Annotated in this window: 20 protein-coding genes; 10 read left to right on the top strand and 10 right to left on the bottom strand. The window is 40.2% G+C overall.

Going from position 1 to position 24,225, the window contains the following annotated elements:
- Positions 1-10: 10 nt before the first annotated feature.
- Positions 11-1,000 (bottom strand): elongation factor P--(R)-beta-lysine ligase, encoded by a 990-nt coding sequence (gene epmA / locus OQE68_RS15255; RefSeq protein WP_180570207.1) that lies wholly within the window; start codon positions 998-1,000, stop codon positions 11-13.
- Positions 1,001-1,096: 96 nt separating this feature from the next.
- A complete protein-coding gene (gene efp / locus OQE68_RS15250; protein WP_180570208.1) occupies positions 1,097-1,669 on the bottom strand; it encodes an elongation factor P in 573 nt (190 codons plus the stop codon).
- 31 nt (positions 1,670-1,700) lie between these two features.
- Here efp and epmB point away from each other — a divergent pair, with 31 nt between their 5' ends.
- The 4 genes from epmB (at position 1,701) to OQE68_RS15230 (ending at position 8,634) form a co-directional block, all read left to right on the top strand.
- A complete protein-coding gene (gene epmB, locus OQE68_RS15245; protein ID WP_180570209.1) occupies positions 1,701-2,729 on the top strand; it encodes an EF-P beta-lysylation protein EpmB in 1,029 nt (342 codons plus the stop codon).
- 289 nt (positions 2,730-3,018) lie between these two features.
- Entirely contained in the window at positions 3,019-4,803 is a 1,785-nt protein-coding gene (locus tag OQE68_RS15240; RefSeq protein WP_180570210.1) for a cyclic-di-GMP receptor FimW-related protein, read from the top strand.
- Positions 4,804-5,188: 385 nt separating this feature from the next.
- Entirely contained in the window at positions 5,189-7,273 is a 2,085-nt protein-coding gene (locus OQE68_RS15235; RefSeq protein ID WP_180570211.1) for an EAL domain-containing response regulator, read from the top strand.
- A gap of 641 nt (positions 7,274-7,914) precedes the next feature.
- A complete protein-coding gene (locus OQE68_RS15230) occupies positions 7,915-8,634 on the top strand; it encodes a hypothetical protein (RefSeq protein ID WP_180570212.1) in 720 nt (239 codons plus the stop codon).
- Positions 8,635-8,723: 89 nt separating this feature from the next.
- Here the strand turns inward: OQE68_RS15230 and serB are convergent, their stop codons facing one another.
- The gene (serB, locus tag OQE68_RS15225) at positions 8,724-9,944 is read right to left on the bottom strand and encodes a phosphoserine phosphatase SerB (protein WP_180570213.1); all 1,221 of its coding nucleotides are present in this window, start codon (positions 9,942-9,944) and stop codon (positions 8,724-8,726) included.
- A 271-nt stretch (positions 9,945-10,215) separates the two neighbouring features.
- Here serB and OQE68_RS15220 point away from each other — a divergent pair, with 271 nt between their 5' ends.
- Complete coding sequence (locus tag OQE68_RS15220) at positions 10,216-11,535, top strand: esterase-like activity of phytase family protein (protein ID WP_180570214.1); 1,320 nt, start codon at positions 10,216-10,218, stop codon at positions 11,533-11,535.
- An 83-nt stretch (positions 11,536-11,618) separates the two neighbouring features.
- Here the strand turns inward: OQE68_RS15220 and OQE68_RS15215 are convergent, their stop codons facing one another.
- From OQE68_RS15215 to OQE68_RS15205, 3 genes are all read right to left on the bottom strand, one after another.
- Positions 11,619-12,578, bottom strand: a complete 960-nt coding sequence (locus OQE68_RS15215) for a sensor domain-containing diguanylate cyclase (RefSeq protein ID WP_180570215.1) — start codon at positions 12,576-12,578, stop codon at positions 11,619-11,621.
- Positions 12,579-12,586: 8 nt separating this feature from the next.
- On the bottom strand, positions 12,587-13,603 hold the full coding sequence (locus tag OQE68_RS15210; RefSeq protein ID WP_180570216.1) for a response regulator: 1,017 nt from the start codon (positions 13,601-13,603) through the stop codon (positions 12,587-12,589).
- 205 nt (positions 13,604-13,808) lie between these two features.
- Entirely contained in the window at positions 13,809-13,973 is a 165-nt protein-coding gene (locus tag OQE68_RS15205; RefSeq protein WP_180570217.1) for a hypothetical protein, read from the bottom strand.
- A 538-nt stretch (positions 13,974-14,511) separates the two neighbouring features.
- Here OQE68_RS15205 and ilvD point away from each other — a divergent pair.
- Positions 14,512-16,362 (top strand): dihydroxy-acid dehydratase, encoded by a 1,851-nt coding sequence (gene ilvD, locus OQE68_RS15200; protein ID WP_180570218.1) that lies wholly within the window; start codon positions 14,512-14,514, stop codon positions 16,360-16,362.
- An 84-nt stretch (positions 16,363-16,446) separates the two neighbouring features.
- Here ilvD and OQE68_RS15195 read toward each other — a convergent pair whose 3' ends face one another.
- Together OQE68_RS15195 and OQE68_RS15190 are read right to left on the bottom strand one after the other, a co-directional pair.
- Positions 16,447-17,403, bottom strand: coding sequence for a choice-of-anchor L domain-containing protein (locus OQE68_RS15195; protein WP_180570219.1), 957 nt, complete (start codon positions 17,401-17,403; stop codon positions 16,447-16,449).
- Between the two features lie 267 nt (positions 17,404-17,670).
- A complete protein-coding gene (locus OQE68_RS15190) occupies positions 17,671-18,249 on the bottom strand; it encodes a dihydrofolate reductase (RefSeq protein ID WP_180570220.1) in 579 nt (192 codons plus the stop codon).
- Positions 18,250-18,448: 199 nt separating this feature from the next.
- Between OQE68_RS15190 and OQE68_RS15185 the strand changes: the two genes are divergently transcribed.
- Positions 18,449-18,871 carry a carboxymuconolactone decarboxylase family protein gene (locus tag OQE68_RS15185; protein ID WP_180570221.1) on the top strand — a complete coding sequence of 141 codons (423 nt, stop codon included), beginning with the start codon at positions 18,449-18,451 and terminating at the stop codon, positions 18,869-18,871.
- Positions 18,872-19,034: 163 nt separating this feature from the next.
- A complete protein-coding gene (locus OQE68_RS15180) occupies positions 19,035-19,982 on the top strand; it encodes a cation diffusion facilitator family transporter (RefSeq protein ID WP_180570222.1) in 948 nt (315 codons plus the stop codon).
- An 11-nt stretch (positions 19,983-19,993) separates the two neighbouring features.
- Here the strand turns inward: OQE68_RS15180 and fabG are convergent, their stop codons facing one another.
- Positions 19,994-20,749: a 3-oxoacyl-ACP reductase FabG gene (gene fabG / locus OQE68_RS15175; protein WP_180570223.1), complete on the bottom strand. Its 756-nt coding sequence runs from the start codon at positions 20,747-20,749 to the stop codon at positions 19,994-19,996.
- Between the two features lie 439 nt (positions 20,750-21,188).
- Here fabG and OQE68_RS15170 point away from each other — a divergent pair, with 439 nt between their 5' ends.
- Together OQE68_RS15170 and OQE68_RS15165 are read left to right on the top strand one after the other, a co-directional pair.
- The gene (locus OQE68_RS15170) at positions 21,189-21,533 is read left to right on the top strand and encodes a hypothetical protein (RefSeq protein WP_180570224.1); all 345 of its coding nucleotides are present in this window, start codon (positions 21,189-21,191) and stop codon (positions 21,531-21,533) included.
- A 420-nt stretch (positions 21,534-21,953) separates the two neighbouring features.
- Positions 21,954-22,844, top strand: coding sequence for a hypothetical protein (locus tag OQE68_RS15165; RefSeq protein ID WP_180570225.1), 891 nt, complete (start codon positions 21,954-21,956; stop codon positions 22,842-22,844).
- Between the two features lie 21 nt (positions 22,845-22,865).
- On the opposite strand, the gene OQE68_RS15160 is transcribed toward OQE68_RS15165, so the two are convergent.
- Positions 22,866-24,113 (bottom strand): heparin lyase I family protein, encoded by a 1,248-nt coding sequence (locus tag OQE68_RS15160; protein ID WP_180570226.1) that lies wholly within the window; start codon positions 24,111-24,113, stop codon positions 22,866-22,868.
- Between the last annotated feature and the right edge of the window lie 112 nt (positions 24,114-24,225).

The following is a 24,225-nucleotide window of genomic DNA, read 5'->3' as shown; positions in this document are numbered from 1 at the left end:
TTACCTGTTGTCAGGCCCGTTCAAAATCAAACGCTATAACATCTGCAATTTCATTAGTTTGCGCTAACAACATCAACAGTCGATCAACGCCTAATGCCACCCCCGCACAATCAGGCAAGCCTTCAGCCAGCGCTGCTAATAAATACTCATCATAAGGATTTTGCTGATAGCCTAACTCTTTACGTTTATCTTGATCATGCTTAAACCGCTTTGCTTGCTCAATACCATCAACCAATTCATGGTAACCATTAGCCAACTCTATTCCATTAATAAACAGCTCAAATCGACTAGCCACCTGCTGATTATCCACATCCGTATTGACTCTGGCCAAGGCAGCCATTGAGGCAGGAAAATCATAGATATAAACACCCGCTAACTTACCTTCAGCAGCCCAACCTAAACTTGGCTCAATATAATGGGTAAATAATAAATCTAATAATGAGTTTCTCTCTAAGCCAACCAGGTGATCATCAATTTTTTCATGGACTAGTTTTTCGAGTTTTTGAGTCGCAGTGCGGTGTGGGTTAATTCCCAAGTGTTCTTCAAATATTTGTTGATAAGATACCCTTCGTAGTTCAGTAAAATTGGCAATTGATGCCAGCAGCTTAGTCATATCATCCATTAGCTGATGATGATCATAACCAACTCGATACCACTCCAGCATAGTGAACTCTGGGTTATGTTTCCCACCCGCCTCACCATTACGAAATACATGACAGATTTGGTATATATCTTCATGGTAGGCAGCCAGCATTCGTTTCATATGAAACTCAGGAGAAGTATGCAGAAAAAGTGTTAGTCCTTCCGGTTTACCTATAGGTTTAAAATGAGTGACAAAACTGTCTAAGTGGATATCAGTCACTGCGGCTTGCGATAAAATCGGCGTTGCTACTTCTATGACTTGCTCTTTAGCAAAATAGTCTCTAATTTCCTTGAGAAGATTCGCTCTCAGCTTGATATTGGCCAATGATGCAGATGGTTGCCAAAGTTGTTGAGTCATGGGGATATCTCTATAGAGATGGGCGACGATAGCACTTGAAGGCTAGCACCCATCCCTGGGTTACTGATTATCTTATACAGGACTTAATTATTAGGCTTACTTAGTTGCACGACTCACGTAATCACCTGTACGCGTATCTATTTTCAGCACATCGCCTTCATTAACAAATAAAGGAACTTTCACTACTGCACCAGTGCTTAACGTAGCAGGCTTAGTGCCTCCTTGAGCCGTATCCCCTTTTAGGCCTGGGTCGGTTTGAGCAACTTCCAAAATAACAAAGTTAGGTGGTGTAACAGAAATAGGGCTACCGTTGTACAATGTTATAGTGTACACATCTTGTTCTTTTAGCCAGTTTATAGTATCTCCTACCGCTTTCGTATCTGCGGCATACTGTTCATAAGAGCCGTCAGTCATCATGAAGTGGTAAAACTCACCATCAGAGTACAAGTACTCCATATCTACATCAATAACGTCTGCTCCTTCCAAGCTTTCGCCAGATTTGAAGGTTCTTTCCCACACCCGCCCTGTGTTTAAGTTACGCAGCTTAACCCGGTTAAAAGCCTGGCCCTTACCTGGTTTAACAAATTCGTTCTCTAAGATCGAGCAAGGCTCTCCGTCCAGTAATACTTTGAGACCTGAACGAAATTCGTTGGTAGAATAGCTTGCCATTTTTCCTCACCACAAGTTTTAGTAAGCACCTATGATAACTCGAACCGCTGCCAGTGTTGATACCCATTTTACAAGTAGTCGCTGGCAACAGATATTATCCAGTGTTGTCACTGATGCCGATGAATTATTTCATTTATTGCGCTTAAACCCAGCTGAAGCACCGCCGCATCTAGAAGCAGTCAAACAGTTTCCGTTACGAGTACCCATACCTTTTATTAATAGAATAGAGCCTGGTAACTGGAATGACCCGTTACTACAACAAGTGCTGCCCATTGCTCAAGAGCTTGCTCCCCAGTCTGGCTTCACTGCTGACCCATTGGGCGAGCAAGATAAAAATGTGGCTAAAGGTATAATCCACAAATACCAAGGCCGCTTGTTGCTTATTGTTGGCACCAGCTGCGCTGTTAACTGCCGTTACTGTTTCAGGCGGCACTTTCCTTATGAAGATAACCGTCCAAATACTCAGCAGTGGCAATCTGCGCTGGAGTATATCACTAACGATACGAGTATCAGCGAAGTAATCTTCAGTGGTGGTGATCCACTTGCGGTTAATGATAAACGGTTAGCCTGGTTGGTTAAGTCCATCGCAGCCATTCCTCATGTAACTAGGCTACGAATTCACAGCCGTTTGCCCATTATGATCCCACAGCGAATTACCGATGAAATGCTGAGCTGGTTTACCCAAACCAGATTAAAGCCAGTAATGGTTATTCATTGTAACCACCCTAACGAAATTGATCAGGATGTCTGCACAGCCTTGCAAAAGTTAAGAGACCATAATGTCACTTTGCTTAATCAAGCCGTTTTGCTAAAAGGAATAAACAACCAGCTGGAAACGCAAATACAACTGAATGAAACATTATTTCAACAAGGCGTACTTCCCTACTATCTGTTTCTTCTTGACCGGGTGTTAGGTGCGGCTCACTTTGAGGTACCTGAGTGCGAAGCTAAACAGTTAGTAGGTGAAATGCTCAAGCATTGCCCTGGCTACTTAGTACCAAAGCTGGCTAGAGAGCAAGCTGGCGCACCGACTAAATTGCCTATTTTACCTGTCTTATAATCCTAACTATTATACTCACAAGCAGTCTTGCACTCTATTTGTAAATACTTATTCAAAATGGAGTGCAGCCCTACTTTGTGGTTGTCATATTTGCAATTGTCATAAAAACTCAACAATAAGTGCACGCTTACACTACACCTAATTAGTTATTAGGCTTTAACTATTGATTAAGAGAATCAGCTAAGGATTGATGATAATTTAATCTTAATTTTATTCAGGATTACAAGCGAAACTGGTCTATATAAATAGTAATAACAATAACTGATATAATACCGGCTGCTTTGCGCCCATGAATGGAATCATCACGCCAGCACTCAAAGTGCCAAAACAAATACGCACCATGCTGTCTTTTGCACCGATTAATGTGCGAAAAATAGAGGCCTGGCTAAATGACTTGCCTAGAGCCAATTTAGGGATGATGTCCAAGCAGCTTTATCATGCGGTAGTAGAGCTAAATCAACTGAAAGTCGCTCCAGACATTCGGCTGGAAATGATGGAGTCGATGCGACCCTCCATTTACTATGTCTGCCACCAGCTTAGCCAGCACTTTCTTGGACAAGTTATAGTATTAAGCCCGCAACAGCGTAAAGTAGCTAACCTAGCGCTTACCCTGCTGTATCACCTCAGCACAGGCTATAAGCACATTGTGCTGGATTTACTTGCCAGAAACAAACCCGGCCAAGATCAAGTATTATTAGCTAATGCAACTCACCGAGCCATCTCAGATATCAGTCACAATCTATTGCAAGCACTGCAGCTATTTGCTCCGATTCCCCAAAGTATCTGGCTAGAGCTGAATCAGCTTTACCTGCTTGCAGAACAAAAAAAAATACTTAACCATCAATTAGAAGACAACCAAAATACCCATCAGCACGCGATCTCAATTGCCGACTGCTATAAACGAATTGTTATGCTTTGCTGCAGTCGCCCAAACCAAGTCCGCCAACAAAGCTTATGTCAAATATTTCATAGTTTAGAACTTTGGGGAAATGTTATAGAAATAGCTCCTGCAACTAGCCATCATGGGGAGTTTATTATCGCTGTCAATCGTGATACCGGCCCTAAACATACGGCTCTTGTCAACGATACAATAAGCGACAACCACCGGATAATTAACTCTGCAGAATTGCGCAATAAACTTAAAGAGTTTATTAACACCCCCTCAGGGCAACGGGAAACGCTATCTCTCACGGTTCCAGAAGGATTAACAGATGACTTGATTAACCATTTGATAAAAGCCTGGGGACCATTACAGAGCAGAGCTTTTAAACGAACAAGCAGCGCTGGTAGCAAGCTAATGATTACCGTAGGGCTCAGTGCTACCCATTACTATTATACAGATGAAATTGAATTTAAAGAGTGGTTACATGGGCCTGAGCAAGACATAGCCCAGAAACACCACGCTAGTAGTGCAGATACTTGGTCTTCCAGCTTTGCTGCAGCAAACACCCAACGAATAACAAACAACAACAGCAGCAGCAGTACAATAGAGGGATCAGCCGCTAATAGACAAGCTGAAAACCAAGCCAAAAAGCCTTATCCCTTATTTACAACTGAGTTAATGAATAGCAGCCCAGGTGGTTACTGTGTGAACTGGCAAGGCAATCTACCTAATCAGTTACAAACAGGTGAATTAGTTGGCTTACATGAAGACAACAGTCGCAACTGGAGCTTAGCTGTCATTCGCTGGATTAAATTACTTTCTGACCAGCAGGCACAATTGGGTATTGAATTACTGACTCCTAATGCAAAACCTTGTGCTGTTGCCTTGCTAAAAAAAGTAGATGATGACAGTCAATTTATGCGAGGTTTTTTTATTCCTCCTATTAAAGCGCTATCGCAGCCAGCCAGCCTGATTGCACCAAAAGTCCCCTTTCAAGTTGGCCACAAAGTAAAACTCAGCCAAGGGGCCGAGATATATAAAGGCCAACTTGTTCAACAAATTACCAGTACTGGGAGCTTTTCGATGTTTGAACTTCAGGGGCAAGATACCCCGAAAGAAGATCACAAACAAACCGGTAGCAAAGACGACACTAGCGACGAAGACTTTAGTAGCTTATGGGAAATGTTATGAAAATATAACTATAGTCAAGGAAAGTAGTTTTAAGGGGCTAGCTCTATCTCTAAAAAGAACACACATGACATTACCATAGAGATGGGGGTTAGCAGCCATTTATTGAGACATGGGTAAAAAACACAAAATCAAATCATTTAACATTTAATCTGTGATGAGTATTATATTAGCTTCGTGAACTAACAAAACGAGCAATACCTCATACAGACACTGGCTTTATTCTCATTGACAAGGCCACCATAACCCCTAGTGCAACACACTCAGAGGTTTTGGAACAACAGTAGCAAGACAACAAGCGTTAGACAAATAATGACGTATAACCCAGCATATTGGTTTTTTAATACCAAATGCTGGCCTTGAAGTACACCTTTAACTTGAAGCAACTATGCAAAACGACAGTAATACAATTCGCTTATTGATCGTCGAAGCCTCTCAAAACGAAGCTGAGCAAATGGTTAGCCTATTCCGCAATGCTGGCCAGGCCACACGTGCCCACCGGGTTACCTCTATTGACGATTTAGAAGAAACTATCCAAACCCAAACCTGGGATCTGTTACTGGCGAGTCATCCCATGGATGAAATTAATGCTGATACTGCCAATGAAACTATCAACCGACTCAATAAAGATATTCCTATTATTGTAATGAAAGAGGAGTATCAAAAAGAGATCTTTACAGGCGCATTAAAAGCAGGCTTTAAGGACGTTGTACTGTATGACGAAGAAGAGCGTTTAGTCTTAGTCGCCAACCGGGAGTTACAAAACCTAGAAAACCGTCGCCAACGTCGCTTGGCTGAAGTGAGCTTGCGCGAAACAGAAAAGCGTTGCCAGCTGTTGCTTAACAGCTCAATGGACGCCATTGCCTACGTCCATGAAGGGATGCATATCTATGCAAACCAATCTTATGTTGATTTATTTGGTTACCCCGATGCAGATGACTTGGCCTGCGTTCCTATTATCGACATGGTGGCATCAGAAGATTTAGCTGAGTTTAAGCGTTTTTTAAAAAGTTATCAGTCTACGGAAAATGCTTCTGATGAACTGGCATGTCATGGTATCAAAGAAAATGGTGAGAAATTTAAAGCAAAAATAAGCTTTTCGCCTGCAACCTTTGATGGTGAGCCTTGCACCCAAATCGTTATTCGAGTAGACCAAGGTAATGCCGAATTAGAAGAAAAGCTGAAAGAAATCAGCACGCAAGATTTGCTAACTGGTTTGTATAATCAGCAGTATTTTTCTGAGCAACTAGATAAATCTATTGACCGAGCCGTTGGTGGTAAAGGTAACGCAGCTGTATTTTATATCACCCTAGATAGCTTTGATAAAATTCGTACTGAAATGGGTATATCTGATGCAGATTTAGTGCTTGCTGATTTCGGTACATTATTAAAAGAACACATACCCGCACCGAGTGTATTAGCACGCTCTGGTGATGATTTATTCTTAGCCTTAATCCCAACCGATAACCAAACCGAGCTATCAACACTAGCAACTAAAATTAATAAAAGTGTTGAAGACCACCTTTCTGAAGTGGGTGGTAAAACAGCACAAACCACCTGTAGTATTGGTATTACCGTTATTAATGAGACAACCGCTAAAGCAAAAGATATTTTAGCCCGCACCCAACGGGCCCGAGAAAAAGTATTGGATAAAGGCGGCAACAACTATCACTTCCATACCGCTAAAGATGATCTGGAAGAACAGGCTATCGAAGGCAATGTTATTGCAATGATCCAAAAAGCATTGCAAGATAATTCCTTCAAATTACTGTTCCAACCTGTCATCAGTTTACGGGGGGATAGTGAAGAGCACTACGAGGTACTGTTAAGACTAATCAACCCCAATGGTGAAGAGGTACCACCAAAAGAGTTTTTAGATGCCGCAGAAAAATCACAAATGGCGACCAAAATAGATCGCTGGGTGATTTTACAGTCAGTAAAATTATTAGCCTCTCACCGAGCAAAAGGCCATAAAACTCGGTTATTTATCCATTTAAGTGCATCATCAATACAAGATAAAACATTACTACCTTGGGTTAGCGTAGCCTTAAAAGCAGCAAGATTACCCGGCGACTCAATAATCTTTCAGCTTACTGAGGAAGATGCTACTACCTACATGAAACAAGCCAAGGAGCTGACTAAAGCAATTGACGAACTACGCTGCAAAGTGTCACTAACCCACTTTGGCTGTGCCATTAACCCATTTACAACTTTAAAACACTTAACAGTACATTATGTAAAAGTGGATGGCAGTTTCTCTGGTGATATTGGCAATCCAGAAACCCAAGAAAATTTAAAAACCATGATCAGTTCATTACAAGGTCAAGGCAAGCTCACCATAGTGCCCATGGTAGAAAACGCCACCATGCTGGCAACCCTTTGGCAAGCCGGTGTTAATTATATTCAGGGTTACTACCTACAAGGCCCAACCGCTGAAATGGATTATGATTTTACAAGTGATGAAGATGAGTAATTACCTGATTACAGAATAGAAACTTCACTATAAGCCCAGTTTTTCTGGGCTTTTTTAGTTTTCATCCAACCTTATGAAATCTTTTAAGGTTTTCAAAAAAACCACCACTTATAAAAACCTATATAAATTCAACTAAAAACCAGCTAAAGTTTTTTTATTATCACTAACTGCCATTCTTTTTTAAAAAATCTGTATCAACCTCCATAACTGGAAAACTTTCAGGCAGCTCTTCTTTAGTTATTTCATCAAAACCGTTTTTTTCATAAAATCGGTGGGCAGCTAAAAATTTTTCTGTGGCGCCTAGGAGAATTTCTTTAATTCCTTGCTGATTAACTCACTGCAGCAATTCACCTAGCAATAGCTGGTCTACATTATATGGTTTACCTCAGTAATTTTGCTGAACAAATATTTTCCGTAGTACAGCTTGTTGATTACCTATATCTAATAGCGCAATTATTTGGTTTTGTAAGTTTTGATTCTGTTTATTATATTGTTTGATTTCCATAATCCATTTACTCAAGTTTTAGACATTGAAGTGTAGGCTAGCTAAGCAGGCATAGAACAACATTTTATTTAATATGCAAATTATGCAACAATAGCAGCCACTCGCTATCACTAACATCACTTTACGCAGTATCACAATGAAGAATACAATATCATTTTTAGCATTAGTATCCTCAATTCTCGCAGGCTGTACCTATACCAATTATTCGTTAGATACCGCTAGACAAGCAAAAGTAGGCTGGAAATATTCATATTCTTCACCTACCATTACATACGTTAAACAAGCCAGTTTACAAAATAATAGACTACTATCATTGTGTTTTGCTGCTAAAGAAAGTGACAATCATTCTCAACGAGAGTTTACCTACACCATCGATTTAGCTGAGTCTAATATAGAAAATAATAGCAGTGTGAAAAGCGATTTTTTCACCATTCATGAAATGAACAACTTAGAATTTTATGAAGGCTGCGAAATTGCTGCCAATGATGAAAATAACATTCCCGTTTTAGAAACTGCGCCTAGAAAGCTAACCCAACTCACCAAAAATCTTAACAAAACAACTTTATACCTAGTTAAGAAAAATAATCCGCGATATAACTACCTGGCACTAAGCTCGTCTCAACCAATTATTCATGATTACAAAACTGTTTTATTAAAAGTCAAAAAACTAAAAAAAATTAACGGTATTTCTGTAGACAAAGAAATTTTATGGTATGCAGCCGTGCCATTTGCTGCAATTGCAGATACTGCTACAGCACTGGGATATGTAGTGATGGGCATCTGTTCTCATACAGACCCAACAACAGAGGGTGACCCTAGATTTGAAGACAACAACCCTTGTTTAGGTGGCTTTTAACGGTCGTTCAATTGGTGCCTTTGATAGAGTATTTAGTGGTTCATACCAACTAAAATAAAGTCAAAGGCACAAATAAAATATTCTTCAGGCTAACTCAACTGCTGTATATCATGCTCGGTTAAGCCTAATAAATATAAAATGGCGTCTAGCCCTAAATAAGAAATGGCATGTTTGGCAGACGCTTTGACTAAAGGCTTGGCTTGAAAGGCTACCCCCATCCCAGCAATACCTAACATGGGTAAGTCATTAGCACCATCACCTACGGCAATAACTTGTTCAAGGCTAATACCTTCCTGCTCAGCTAGCATTGTTAACAACTCTGCTTTACGCCGACCATCAACAATGGTGCCTTTCACTTCTCCAGTCACTTTGCCATCAACAATATCCAGCTGATTAGCATGTACATAATCTATCCCCAGACGCTGCTGCAAATACTGAGCAAAATAAGTAAACCCACCAGATAAAATCGCTGTTTTAAAACCCAGTCGTTTGAGTGTACAGATTAGCTTTTCAGCACCTGAGGTAATCGGCAAGCGTTGTGCTATTTCACTCAGCACCGACTCATCAAGCCCTTTTAATAAGGCCATCCGCTGCCGAAAGCTTTCGTTAAAGTCTAATTCGCCTTGCATTGCACGCTCAGTGATAGCAGCAACTTGCTCTCCAATACCAGCAGCTTTTGCCAACTCATCAATCACTTCTGTTTGGATCAGGGTAGAATCCATATCAAAAGCAATTAAACGGTGGCAGCGCCGAAAAATAGAATCTTCTTGAACGGCAAGGTCAACTCCTTGCTCACTGCTAATAGACAGCAACTGCTCACGAAACTTAATCAAATTACTAGGCTTACCCCTTAGCCTTAATTCAAAACAAGTAATTTGATCATTATTATCAGTGCTGATTGGCTGCCGTTGAGATAACCGCTTAATATGACTTACCGTTAAGCCATGCTGACTGACTTCCGCTATTACATCAGCCAGCACTTTGCCGTTAACTTCAGGAGCCAGCAGTGTCACCAGGTAATGTTCTGGAGTTTTATCTTGTAACCATGTCTGATATTCTTGCTTGTCTAGCTCACGATAACTCAGATGGGCTTGCCAAACTTCTTCAATAGGTTGCAGGCGTTCAGCAAGTTCAACTTCTGTGAAAGTCGGTGGCACTTGTAATAACAGTGTAAGCGCAACCTGATCTTGAGTCTGCATTTGCCCTAAGTCCAGCACTTTAATGGCTTCATCAGCTAAGTGCTTCATTAAGCTAGGCAAAATGTCTACTTTGTTTTCGCCAGCCACTGTCAATATTAATAGATTTGCCATGCCACAAGCCTTTGCTCAGTTAATATGTCAGGTATCGCTTTTATAACCCGGTAGTAAGTACCCAATTACATTCGAGCGGCACATTTTAGCGTCAATTTCCTTATTTAGCTATTATAACTCATGCTTTGGAACACTAACCTCGCGTTTGCCAAATTTGCTAATAATACATATACTGCTTTATTTTTTATCGTCCACGCTAGTGGTATATGCGTAAGGACTTGTTACCTTATTTTATCCATGAATCTCTAGCTTAATTATACGGATGTAAACAATGCAACAAACAGCTTTAGGACTTGTATTCTTTGTTAGCGTTGTAGCTATTCTACAAGTTCAAGTGTGCCCACAAGCTCAAGCAGGCTACATTGACCAAGAAGTTAAAATACCCGAGAAGTCAGTTACGATTAAACACAATAACGGCCAAACAACTATCCAGTTGTATCAAGAACATGGCAGCGGCGCCTATTACGACTTCACAACACAAAGTTTATACACAATCAGCGACCATGGCCCTAATATCAAATGCAAATATACCAGGGCATTTTTCGGTTCAGCAAGCTTTTGCTCCAAAGGACGAGTTATTTTAAACCCGGAATTCCAACCCGCTATTTTTCAATGGAAATATAATAGTGCACAAAATCAATTCAATTTAGAAAAAAAAATTCCAATCTTAACCCGCTATGGTACCCATGCCTTAGGCTTACCACTGCCAAGCCCCAAGCCTCATAAATTAATTGATGGCATGCGCCGCCCTATTCCAATTTCCACCAAGGGTATTGACCCAGAGTCTATCGTTAAACTGCACAATGGTAGTTTCTATATTTCCGATGAGTATGGCCCTTCATTACTTCATCTTGATAAAGATGGCCGCATTCTCACGCGCTATGTACCCGCTGGAGCAACCAACTTTATAGAGGATGAAGAAATTCCTGTGGTTGGCTTACTACCTGGTATTTTACACAAACATAAGCCTGGGAGAGGCATCGAAGGCATCGCTATTAGCCCAGATAATCGGTGGTTGTTTTTCATTCAGCAAAGTCCACTTGCTAACCCTAATAAAAAAACTTATGAACAATCTCGCTGGGTAAGGCTATTTAAAGCTCGATTAAATAAAAATGGTTCCATTCAGCAAGTGGTTAATGAATATATCTATCCTTTGGATATTCCAGCTACTTTTATGAGCAAAGATAAAACCCGAGGAGACTTTAGCGTTGAGCAAGATGATGTAAAAGTTAGTGACTTAGCCGCTCTAAGCAATGACACCTTATTAGTACTAGAGCGTATTTACATTACTACTAAAATTTATCGCATTAATCTAAACCAAGCGACTGACATATTAAACACTCAATGGGATGATATTGCACAAACACCAAGCTTAGAGCAATTAGATTATTTAAACCGTTTTGCCCTCAGTCCAGTGAAAAAACGCAAAGTGTGGAGCACACTCGACACTCCAGATAAGCAATACCCTGGAAAAATTGAAGGAATGGCATTAATTAATAAAAACCGTTTATTATTAACTAATGATAATGACTCAGGGGTTTATGGCACACATACACACTTTTTTTCTGTTGATGTCCCGCTTTGGAAGTAATCAAGAACATCTCTAATAATTATTTGCTTTCTCTGAACTCCTGATAAATTCGCGATAAAGCATAAACATTATTAGAGGTACTCTTATGAGATAGTGTATAGGGTACTTCTATTTCGCCCACCCTCTTTAGACTGATAAAGTGCCTGATCAGCTGCTTCAATCCATTCTTTTATGCTGGTAATCTTTTCACTAATTTCTGCTAGCCCTAAACTAATAGTGAACTGAATAGCGTGTTCATGATGGGCAACTGGCGACTCACTGATTTTTTTACGTAACCTCTCGGAGAAATACATTCCATCTTCAGCCTTAGTATTAACTAAAATAGCTCCATATTCTTCACCACCGTAGCGCCCTGTAATATCTGATGTTCGTTGGTTTTCTTGAAGCAATTTGGCAACAGTTTTAATAACTTCATCTCCTGCCTGATGACCATATGTATCGTTTACTTTTTTAAAGTGATCAATATCAAACATCACCAGGGTAGACTTCTGTTTAGTACGTAAATAACGATGAAACTCTCTAATCAGACACTCCTCCCAATACCCTCTGTTATATAAGCCAGTTAGGCGGTCTGTCCGGCTCATTACCTCTAATTGAGAGTTTGCTTGCTCCATGCCTTTCTTATTAACAGCAATATCAGTCACATCATAAATTAAGATACAAATATGATTAACCGTACCATCAGCTGACATTAATGGGTTGATTGTGAGATTTTGGTACATGAACTCTTCTGTACCAGTAATTGGCCTGAAGTTTTTAAAGCGGAAAATAAATGGACGCTGCTCCCAGGTAGAAAACGTTTTATTTTTTAACAAAAATACTGACTCAGTTTTACGCAAGAACCAGTCTTTAGGAATTTCGCCAAATAAATCAAATACGTTTTCCCCCCTTACTTCTAGCGCATTTTTTCCGCTATGATTCTCCATAAAGCTGTTCCAAATTTGGATTTTATAGTCTCTATCCACTACGACTAAGCCTACTTCTATATCCTGAAGCATCCCCATCATCCAATGAAGCTCTTTGAAACCAGTATCTACAGCCATTACTAACCTCAAGTTAATAGATAAGAAATTTTTTCTCGTAAGGCTTTCATTGAGTCATCAGTAAGTAGCAACAGCAAATCACAGCTAATATTATAATTTTCAATGCTATAACATAATTCAATGGCTAGTGTTTGCTTCCATTGCCAAACCCCTTGGCTTAGCAGCCTTGAAACATCAACATGCTGTCCAAGTACAATTGGGTGTCCTTGGCTGAAGGCAATATCCAATTGTTCAGCAATACCTTTAATGCAAGCGCCAATTAAAATATTGGCGACCTCCATTACCAACTCCAGCTCAATGGTTTCGGTTAACTTACCCTCATAGTGAAGTAACTTAGCCATATCTTCAAACGAAGAATCATAAAACAACAGCAAGGCTTCACCAGCGATACCAGAACCAATAAACCCCTGGCATACAGCCGAAAAGGTATCATTACCTTCTGAGGTTTGCAGCGCCATTTGTAACTCAGTTACCTCTAACATATTTACTTTTGGCACTGGCAATAAGATAAATACATTTAACAATTTTGCTAGTAATGCAGCTGCCTGCCCCATAGCCACATTCGCAATTTCCTGATAGCAATCTAATTCACCAATACTGGCATTTAGTTCTTGAATTTGGGCTTGATGGGTTTGAATAATGGCACTGTCGTTAGCGGCTGAATATAAACCATAGCGCTTTAATATAGCTTCAATGTCATCAGAAGTAACTGGTTTTTTTATAAACTCTATTGCACCTAATTGTAAAACTCGCTTGCGCGCATCTTCTTGAATATCACCAGATACGACTATTGTCATTACATCAAGATTATTCTTCTTAATTTCGCTAAGCACTTCATAGCCATCCATCACTGGCATGTTGAGGTCTAAAAATAAAACTTCTCCTTTACCACTAACTAGGGCCTCCATTCCTTCTTGGCCATGTTTAGCAAAGGAAACTTCAACATCCCATTCTTCAGGGAGGGCTCGCGCCATTTGCTTTCGTGCAACTGTGGAATCATCACAGATTAAAACATGTGTAGACATTGTTCTTAGTATGCATTTAATGAAACTACTTGTGATTCCTATAGCCAATCTAAAGGATATAGTTAAGTAATCACTTCATGTTTATTAATTAAAGATTAGACTAACCAGTAACGCGAATTTATTTCAACATTCTGTCTAGCAAAGAAAAAACACCGGAAAGGAATGGCATAAATAGATGAGGCAGGGTCAAATAACACTGCCTCATCTATTTAGAGTGAGTTCGAGCAAACCATAACACACCACCACCGACAGCCAACATAAAAATAGCCACTAGGTTAAATAGTCCCATTTCAGCACTACTACTTTGTAAACTGGCCATTGACTGCGACATAGCAACTAATAAAAAACTAAAGCCTAATAACTCATCCATAGTTGTAAGACATTATCTGTATAAAAATCCAATTTTAATAGCAAACGGTATTAAATAAAATATTTTTAATTAAATAAATTAGACAAAAGAATTAACACCCACTTGAAACAAGTGTATTAATCGAACCATATACCAAGCTTGAAAGCTCACGTTTCATCGCATCTTAAACGTTTAAGTTTTGAACCACAATCCACTTTTTATCTGATCAACCAGTAAGTATTTTCCGCAAGTTTAACTGTCGAAAACAGGTTTGAAAGTAAAACAAAATTATTTAGCTAACGAGTTGCTGACTACATTATAAGTTAGCCTCTCAGCTGTTTTAGCTTCTAGAGAGATGACGCACCCCGATTCTAATGAGAACAATTACTATTTAAGCCAGTATGAATTGTTTTTTTATGATTAAGCTGCCCCCCAGTTTAAAGCCGAAAAACTACGGAAGTGAAATTGGCAGCAACCTGATGATCCACTCTTTATTACCAGCCCACAGTTCCGTAGACTACCCAGCCAAAGAATATGATTAATAATCCAGGAGTGTCTCATGCCAGTTTATCGTTCACGCACCTCAACCCACGGGAGAAATATGGCAGGCGCCAGGGCCCTGTGGCGTGCTACTGGGATGAAAGATGATGACTTTAAAAAGCCTATTATCGCTATTGCCAATTCATTCACCCAATTTGTACCTGGCCACGTTCATTTAAAAGATCTTGGCCAACTAGTAGCCAGAGAAATTGAGCAGGCTGGTGGCGTAGCTAAAGAATTTAATACCATTGCCGTCGATGATGGAATCGCCATGGGCCATGATGGCATGCTATATAGTTTGCCCTCTCGAGAGCTAATTGCTGATGCAGTGGAGTATATGTGTAATGCCCATTGTGCTGATGCATTAGTTTGTATTTCCAACTGCGATAAAATCACTCCAGGCATGCTGATGGCGTCACTACGTCTTAACATCCCTACTATTTTTGTTTCTGGTGGCCCAATGGAAGCGGGTAAAACCAAGCTAGCAGGCAAAGAATTAAAGCTGGATTTGGTCGACGCAATGGTTGCTGCAGCTGATCCTACGATATCTGATCAGGATGCCGACACTTACGAGCGTAGCGCTTGCCCGACTTGTGGCTCTTGCTCTGGAATGTTCACAGCCAACTCAATGAACTGTTTAACGGAAGCACTGGGGTTATCACTCCCTGGCAACGGCAGCCTATTAGCCACCCATGCGGATAGAGAGCAGTTGTTCCTTACTGCAGGCCGCCGCATTGTTGAAATCACCAAGCAATATTATGAGCAAGACGACGAATCTGTTTTGCCAAGAAGTGTGGCTAGCTTTAAAGCATTTGAAAATGCCATGATGCTGGATATTGCGATGGGTGGTTCCACGAACACTATTCTGCACCTATTAGCCGCAGCCCTAGAAGGGGAAGTTAATTTTACCCTGGAAGACATCGACCGCCTCTCTCGCAAAATACCTCACTTGTGTAAAGTCGCACCTGCCACCCATCAATACCATATGGAAGATGTACATCGTGCAGGTGGTGTATTTGGTATTTTGGGTGAGCTTGCCCGTGGCGGGTTATTACACACAGATATCCCCACAGTCCATAGCAACAGTATGGCTGAAGCAATCGCTAAGTGGGACATCACCCAAACCACTGATGAGCAAGTGCATACCCTGTATAAAGCCGGCCCCGCAGGTATTCCTACCCAACAAGCATTTAGCCAAAATACCCGCTGGCCGTCATTAGATGATGACCGGGCAAACGGTTGTATTCGTAGCTTAGATCATGCCTTTTCCACCGAAGGTGGCCTAGCTGTTTTATACGGCAATATTGCTAAAAATGGCTGTATTGTAAAAACGGCAGGTGTTGACGAAAGTATTTGGGTATTTGAAGGCTCTGCTCGCATTTATGAAAGTCAGGATGCTGCCGTTAGAGGCATTCTAGAAGATGAAGTACAACCAGGCGAAGTGGTTATTATACGCTATGAAGGCCCCAAAGGTGGCCCTGGCATGCAAGAAATGTTGTACCCTACCAGTTATTTAAAATCTAAAGGACTGGGCAAACAATGCGCCTTACTTACCGATGGACGTTTTTCCGGTGGTACTTCCGGTTTATCCATTGGCCATGCCTCTCCAGAAGCGGCGGAAGGTGGTGCCATTGGTTTAGTAGAAAATGGTGACAAGATCAAAATCGATATCCCTAACCGCAGCATTCAACTACTAGTGGATGATAAAGAGCTGGCTAATCGTCGCCGCACGATGGATGCCAAAGGCAAACTGGCCTGGAAACCCATTCACCCAAGACAGCGCCGTGTCAGCACCGCTTTAAAAGCCTATGCAGCGTTGGCTACTAGTGCAGATAAAGGTGGTGTAAGAAACTTGGATCAACTGGATTAATTACTCATTATTTACCAATAAAAAAAAGTGCTTGTTGATTAATTCCAACAAGCACTTTTTATAAAAGGCATCTCTAATAACAAGTTAGCTATAAATCCGTCGCCGACGTGTCTGTCCGCCAAAACCTAAAGCTAATAAAACACCACCTAACATCAGTGATATCATATTAGGTTCTGGCACAATCCCAGGTTCACAGTTTTCACTTCGTCTACAAGCCCTAAGATCTCCCACAAACGCTACAGAATCATAAATAGTATCAGCTGTGTCAGCTATAACGATTTCCAAAGTATGCTCATCCAAGTCCTCATCTAGCAAACCAATCACGGTGAGCACATCAGAAACACCATCATACTCAATCGGTAAATTGTCACTGCCTAGTTCATTATTATTAAAGTTATGGGCATTAGCACCCGTTAAAAAAGAAATTAATGAGCCATCCTGAAAATAAGCAAAGTTTTTACCGTCGATAATAAACGTAAAAATATCCGTCACTGCCTGATCAGGAAATTCTTCCGTAGCAAATACAAACATTGACTGAATAGCTTTAATTCCTTCCTCCACAGTAAATTTTACTTTAACTGAATTATAATCCCGGTTAGCCCCCGGTAACCCCGCATTTTTTAGGATTTTTTCTACCCCAGCATGAGATGCTGTAGGCAGTGCAGGAGCTCCTGATCTTAAGTGGCTAAAGTCTTCAAAACTATTGGCTTTTGGTACATTAGCAGACCCAGTTGTAAGAAGGGCCCCCCGATTTAAGTTAATACGCTTGCCATTACTGGCATGGGTCATGTCTAGGTCTCTGAAAGTACCTGATTGAGCTGAATAGGCATTACTGCCATCCCCTAGCCGCCCATGAAATTCAGCACTACCTTCGATGATGTTAATGCCGCTGTTATTAGCAAGCATGCTCTTGATCAGCGTCATCGCAGGGTCTTGCCCTTCAGTCTTATTCAATAAATCTATTTCAAAAGACGCTTGGGCCTGAGACGACAGGATCACTCCCGCAAAACCTAACGCAGTAATGAGTTTTTTTATTGACATGAATTTAATTCCTTGTCTATTTTTATATCGCGCATCGCTATTAAAAATTCATGCCATTCTTTAAAAACGCTATAAACAAAGAACAAATCAGATCACAGCAAACCTGATAACCAGTTATCGTAAAATTTATTGACAGAGTGTGCGGTAGGAATGGTCATTTAATCTGCTTTTTTACTAAACGACCATTTAGTCAATCAAATATAAGCTTAAAAATCAGCAAGTTAAATGAATGTAAAAATTTGTAACGCAAATTGAAACTAGCTTGGCTTACTTCTGTAATACGGCTCGATCCAATATTTGATAGGAATACTTCAACGGTGGTTGATGATCTGTTTCTTGAGTTTCCTCAGCTGTCAGCTGCCACTGGTTATCATCAAACTCAGGAAAAAACGTATCACCTTCAAAAGACTTATGCACCCTTGTCAAGTAAAGTCGGGTTGCTACTGGTAGTGCTTGCTCGTAAATTTGCGCACCACCAATCACCATCATTTCTTCACAGCCATCAATTAGCCCTATGCTTTCAGCTAATGCTATTGCAGCTTCAAGAGTATGTACCACCTTAACGCCCTCAGCCGCAAATGCTGAATTGCGAGTAATGACAATGTTGGTACGCCCAGGTAATGGCTTACCTAGTGACTCAAAGGTTTTTCGACCCATGATAATCGGCTTCCCCATCGTAAGCCGTTTGAAGTAACGCAAATCACCTGGTAAATACCAAGGTAGCTTATTATTTATACCAATTGCATTATTTGCTGCAACCGCAGCTACCAAACAGATATGCACCTTATTAACACCTCTCAGCCCTAGCGGTCCACTACTGACAACAAAAGCTCGCCATTCTAGCATCAAGCTGTAACCAGCCAAACAGCTTTTATGGTCATAGCCGGGTATCTACTAATAGTTAAAGTTAGGGATTGCTTGCACTGCTTTCTTATCTTGCCACTAACACTACTTGTGTCTTATTTACAGTGAGCTATTTCTTTAATAACAGTACTATCTATGTATTAGAACCAGGCATGTTTACATAACAAACAGGAGCAAAACCATGCGTCTACCCTATTATGAGCTATCCAGTAAAGCACTAGGTAACTTCCGACAAGTCAAAGATTGCCTAGCTGATAGCTCTCTTGGTTTACCACTTATCGAACTAGTGTACTTACGTGTTTCGCAAATTAATGGTTGTTCATTTTGCCTTAAAATGCATGCCCAATCCTTACGAAAAGCAGGCGAAACAGACGATAGAATTGACTCCCTCGCCGGTTGGCAAGTAAGTGACTTGTATACCCCCAAGGAACGAGCCGCCCTGACCTGGGCTGAGGCGGTGACCCACATTGAATCAAGCTACGCGAATGATGAGTTTTATGAGCCTTTAAAAGAGCACTTTTCAGATCAAGAAATCTCCGACTTAACCTTTTCCGTTTCTTTAATGAACGCACTTAATCGTCTTGCTATTAGTATGCGGCAGTAATTGTGTATACCCTTCACAGATGATTTCTAGATACTGCTATCTTCTTTAAACACCACGGATGGTGTGAATTAAGTTACACTCAAAAATGAACCACGAAGTGTATACTCTTTAGGGGTACCGTCATCTATAGCCATAACGCTTAACTGTTAGGAGATAAATACCTATGGCATCTGGTTCCAAAAAAGTCATTGTTGCCGCTTTAATTGGTAATGGTTTAGTTGCTATTACCAAGTTTATTGCCTCATCTATTACTGGCAGCTCTGCCATGTTCTCCGAAGCTATTCACTCAGTAGTCGATTCCGGTAACCAGGTTTTACTACTTTATGGATTAAAACAATCGAAAAAGCCAGCAAGTGAAGAATATCCTTTTGGTCACGGCAAGGAGGTTTATTTTTGGAGTTTTGTCGTTGCTATTTTAATATTCGCCGTAGGGGCAGGTATTTCTATTTATGAAGGTGTTCATCATATTTTACATCCAGCTCCCATTACCAACCCCATTGTTAACTATATAGTACTTACCCTGGCTATTATTTTTGAAGGGGGTTGCTGGTGGGTAGCCATGAAGGAATTTAAAAAAGTCAAAGGCGAACTGGGTTATCTAGAGGCCGTACATAAAGGTAAAGACCCTTCATTATTTGTTGTCTTCTTCGAAGACTCTGCCGCTATTTTAGGTCTATTAATTGCTTTGCTAAGTGTTTTTTTAGGACAAGTCACCGGCAACCCTTATTTTGATGGAATTGCATCCGTATTAATCGGCATTATTTTAGCCACTACTGCTATTTGGTTAGCTTATGAAACCAAAAGCTTGCTGATTGGTGAAAGTGCCAGAGGTCATATTGTTAGAGGAATACGTCAGTTGGCCAGTGGAGAGTCTGGCGTTGCATATATCAATGAAGTAGTTACCATGCAAATGGGACCAGAATTTATTTTAGCCAACCTTAGTATTGATTTTGATAATGACTTACAGGCAACAGATATTGAACGCATAATCGTCAGGATAGATCAAACAATCAAACTGACCTACCCAAATGTAAAACGTGTTTTTATTGAAGCAAAATCAAGGGTTGATGCTATTGCTAGTCAGGTTCAACCTGTCAATCTTGAGGAGTAAATAAATAAAAATTATTCCGGCAGCGTCTGCCCACCATCCACGACTATAGTTTGCCCTGTGATATAACCTGCTTCATCAGCAGCAAAGAACAAAGCGGTATTACCGATATCCTCTACACACCCAAGACGGTTAAGCGGGATAGAGGATGCCATTGTAGCTAGATATTCTTCACCCAGATCCTGCAGCCCTTCAGTATAAATGTTGCCAGGCATAATAGCGTTGATGGTGATGTTATCCTTGGCAAGCTCTATCGCAGCAGTGCGGAGAAAACCCAGTTGACCGGCTTTAGAAGCACCATAATGTGACCAGCCAGGGAAACCCGTAATAGGGCCAGTAATAGAGGAAGTAATAACGATACGACCTTTTTGTTGGTTTTTCATATACGGCAGTACTGCTTTTACACAAAGAAACAGACTTTTCAGGTTAGTATCCATCACATGGTCCCAATGCTCGGGGAGCATATCAGCAATATTTGCCTGAGGGAAAATACCAGCGTTGGCACATAACACATCAATTCCTCCAAAAAGCTCATTAGCTGTTTGTGCTATTTTTTGAGCATCTTGCCACTTGGATACATCTCCAAGCAAAAATTCAGCTATACCTCCCTGTGCTCTGATTTCTTCAACAGATTGGCAGGCACTTTCTTCACCACGACTGACAATAAGTACTTTTGCACCTTGTTTTGCAAATACTCTGGCCATCCCTTTACCAATTCCTCTGCTTCCACCAGTTACGACAACTGAACGACCTGAAATTGAGTTGAACATTACCCCTCCTAATACGCTAGTGATTTTCTATAATTTAAACAGATAGTCCACTGAAAATAGAATGACATTGAATATAGATAATGAAAAACCAATTAATGCAATCATTGTCATGAAAGAAACAAGAAATTCACCTAACTTTTAAGATGACAAATAGACCATTAATAATTATTAAAAGTGTCTTGAAGTCAAACAATTTATAACACACACGTTGACTCCAATCAAAAAAGCATTAAAAAACTTACCAAGCCAACCAAGTGTTGTTAAAATATAGCACACAACTATTGTATTACTTTGGTACGAGCCAAAAGCTCAACCTGCCTTAAATGGCCAAAGAATACAACGGTTAATTTCTATAAACTGCGATAGGATCCACGTAGTATTATACCTACATCAATAGGTATTAAATGGTAATCGCCAAAATATAATCAAGGAGAGTATTTTGAAAATCACAAAAATAGCTGCTTTAGCAGGTGCACTTATTACCTCACCTTTTGTTGCAGCTGAAGGTACCAAAGAAGTATTAATGGGGGTTGATATTTTACCAAACTCCATCGAATTGCACGTTGCTTCAGGTGGCTGCACCAGCGCCAATAGTTTTACTATTAATGTCGATAAAACTGCTTCACCACATTCTGTAACCGTCCTACGTGTGCAACCTGATTTTTGCGAAGCACATATTCCTGATGGTATAAAAGTATCATTTGATAGAGCTGCTTTGGGCTTGGATGGAAAGGTAGAATTTATTCTTACTAACAAGATTGGCAACACCTCTACCCTTCAGTAAGCAGCACTTCTATAAACTTAAATTAGCTAATATAAATCTACCAAATTTATTTTTATGCCTTATAAAAGCTGACCAACAAATATTAAGTTAGTCAGCTTTTACTTCTATTGACATTAATAAACCTGTAATTAATACGGTAACAAATTTCGAAAAGTCTTTGAAAAGCAGTTTCCCATACTACTCAAATCTAATGAAATCAAAAGGCTTTATTATTAGTGGAACTTAAAGCCTTTCCTTTGGTAGACAATATGACAAAACCCCAAAATAAAGCTGGCTTGAGTTAGTCATACCGATTAATAATTGCTCCACCAGTCTACCCACCCTACATTTTGTCTACTTATCAGCCAAACAAGAGTATATCAGCCACATTCACCTTTTCATTACAAATGTTATAGTTACCCTTATTTGAGCTAGCTACTTATGTCGATGATCAATATTGATACCGCCACACAACAATGGGAACAGGAGCTGCAGAGACTAGTTAAGGTTCATTTCGCAGCGGCCCATCAACGAGTAGCTGTTGTTTATCAGCAGCACTTTGCCTCCTTACGCAAAGTGCTGCACCGACATTGGCAGTACCGTAAAGATATACCACGAGATTTAGCCAATATCCCTCGGGCAACTTGGCACTTAGCAAGGCGCATAGGTGGCCGACGAGTTGATGACACGATAAAGCTCAGCCAGAAAGAAATGGCTATCAGCCAGATTTTGATTAACGAGTTGCTTGCTCTGCCTCAGCTTGAACAGATGCTTATTGAACATATAAAAAACCATCCCAATATAGATGCTAATCACTGGGATGAACTACAAACCCTAATTAATGAGTTTACCCCAGAACAGGCTCAACAGCGTTTACAGCAAGCCCTTAGTCGCCTAACGCTAACCCATGAAGGCAGCCGGGATATGGTTATCTTTTTTACACTTGGTTTGGTGGGTCGCTCATTTAGTGACAAACTTGCGTTTGGTAGCGCTTTGGGTTTAGGGTCTGCTGCTGCAACCAGCCTTTATATTAGTCAGCAGTCGTATTGGGGCGCTCTGTGGGCAAAATGGGCTGGCGTACCTACCTGGATATCGGTGGGTGGTGCTATAGGCGGAGCAGTTGTGTTACTTGCTGCCACTCCCTTAATTGCACCACTCACTGAATATGGTGTTAATAAAATCAAAGCAAAAAAGTTTCTGCATGAAGTAGTTACTCGCGTGGAACAGAATATTTTACAAACCAAACCTGATGCCACCAGTGTCATTGCTCATATCGGTACTTATATACAACTACTGCCAGACTTAATACAAGCGCTGAGAATAATTAAGTAACTACAAAGCTGACACCTCTAATTAAAAAATATAAAGTGCTGATAAATCATAATCTACCTGTACAGGTAAATGTGCTGACTTATTCGACTTATATATACCGAATTTAAAGTAAGGCGCCCATTCATCATTATTACCAATTGGCCCATTATAGTCTGCCAATTCTTGACCCGTATCGGTATTATATAACTGAACTCTACCATGCCTCAACCTATTAAAATCATCATTTTCCCAGTTTGGCCAGTTAACAATAACCGTTAAAGTAATCCATCGATCAAATAATGATGGTGTAATTGGGTGCTTCCAAATGACACTCACACCAGATGCCCAATTACCATTAATGTTGCTTTCAGCATTATTAATTGAGTTTGTGATGAAATAAGGTTTCAACTGCTTTTCTTTATAATCACAAATATAAAATTTTCCTACCGTTGCTGACTCTTCTCCCGATAATGAAATTTTAGGGCATCTGGTTAACCGCCTATCATGTATAGGATATCTATAATAGTTTGCAATGAGGGCAAGATAACCATCTTTGATCTTTAAAGCCATTGGTGGAAAACCACCTTGATCAAATAAATAACCTTGGTGTTTAAGTGAGTGATATTGAGATAGTGTTTGTTCCACCCCTTTATCAGAATAATCCCTGACATCAAGTTGCTGATATTGCCATGGCTGATCAGTTTCATGACGATACTTCAATCGATCAGGCGTACCATGCCATTGCGCAATAATAACAGACATATCATCAGCTAAAATACTGGCTTGATTTCTTTCTTGCAAAAATGGCCCTAGTTCATCTCTAAATACTGAAGGTAATCTAAACCGCAACTGATAATATTGATAGTTAGAACTTGTAGGCCACTGACCAGCCATCATCGATTTGGTTTCAGCCTTAAACTGCAATGCCTTCATAGATAATTGATTAGACAAAAATTGACTAAGAGGAAAAAAACCAGTTGTAAATTCTACCCGCTGCCGCCCATCAGCCAACGACCCAAAGTCAGGTAAAATCGAAACCGGTATAGCAGCTAATGATAGCCTATTAAGACCATATAATGGATCAGGGATTCTGCCTAAGTGATGCTTAACGCCAACAGGTGCTATGTTTATTTGATTTAAATTAATCGTGCATTGCTGATCAATTAAATATCGTTGCGGGTTGACTTTTCCACTTATTTCAAAATCATCAATCGAACAATTCTGCTGTATATAATCGTCTATCGAATTATTTAGGTTTGGTTGGGCTAATACCTGAGCACTAAAGACCAAGCAACAACACAAAAAGTTAGCACAAACTTTCAAAATATTATCTCACTTCATTTTTATTACTTTGCGCGAACTATAAGCTTTTTCAACAAGAGCTTCAATTATTCCTTTATTT

Source organism: Spartinivicinus marinus (genome assembly GCF_026309355.1).
Taxonomy (GTDB): domain Bacteria; phylum Pseudomonadota; class Gammaproteobacteria; order Pseudomonadales; family Zooshikellaceae; genus Spartinivicinus; species Spartinivicinus marinus.
The sequence above is the reverse complement of the archived record's forward strand: the minus strand, read 5'-3'. Positions and strand labels throughout refer to the sequence as shown.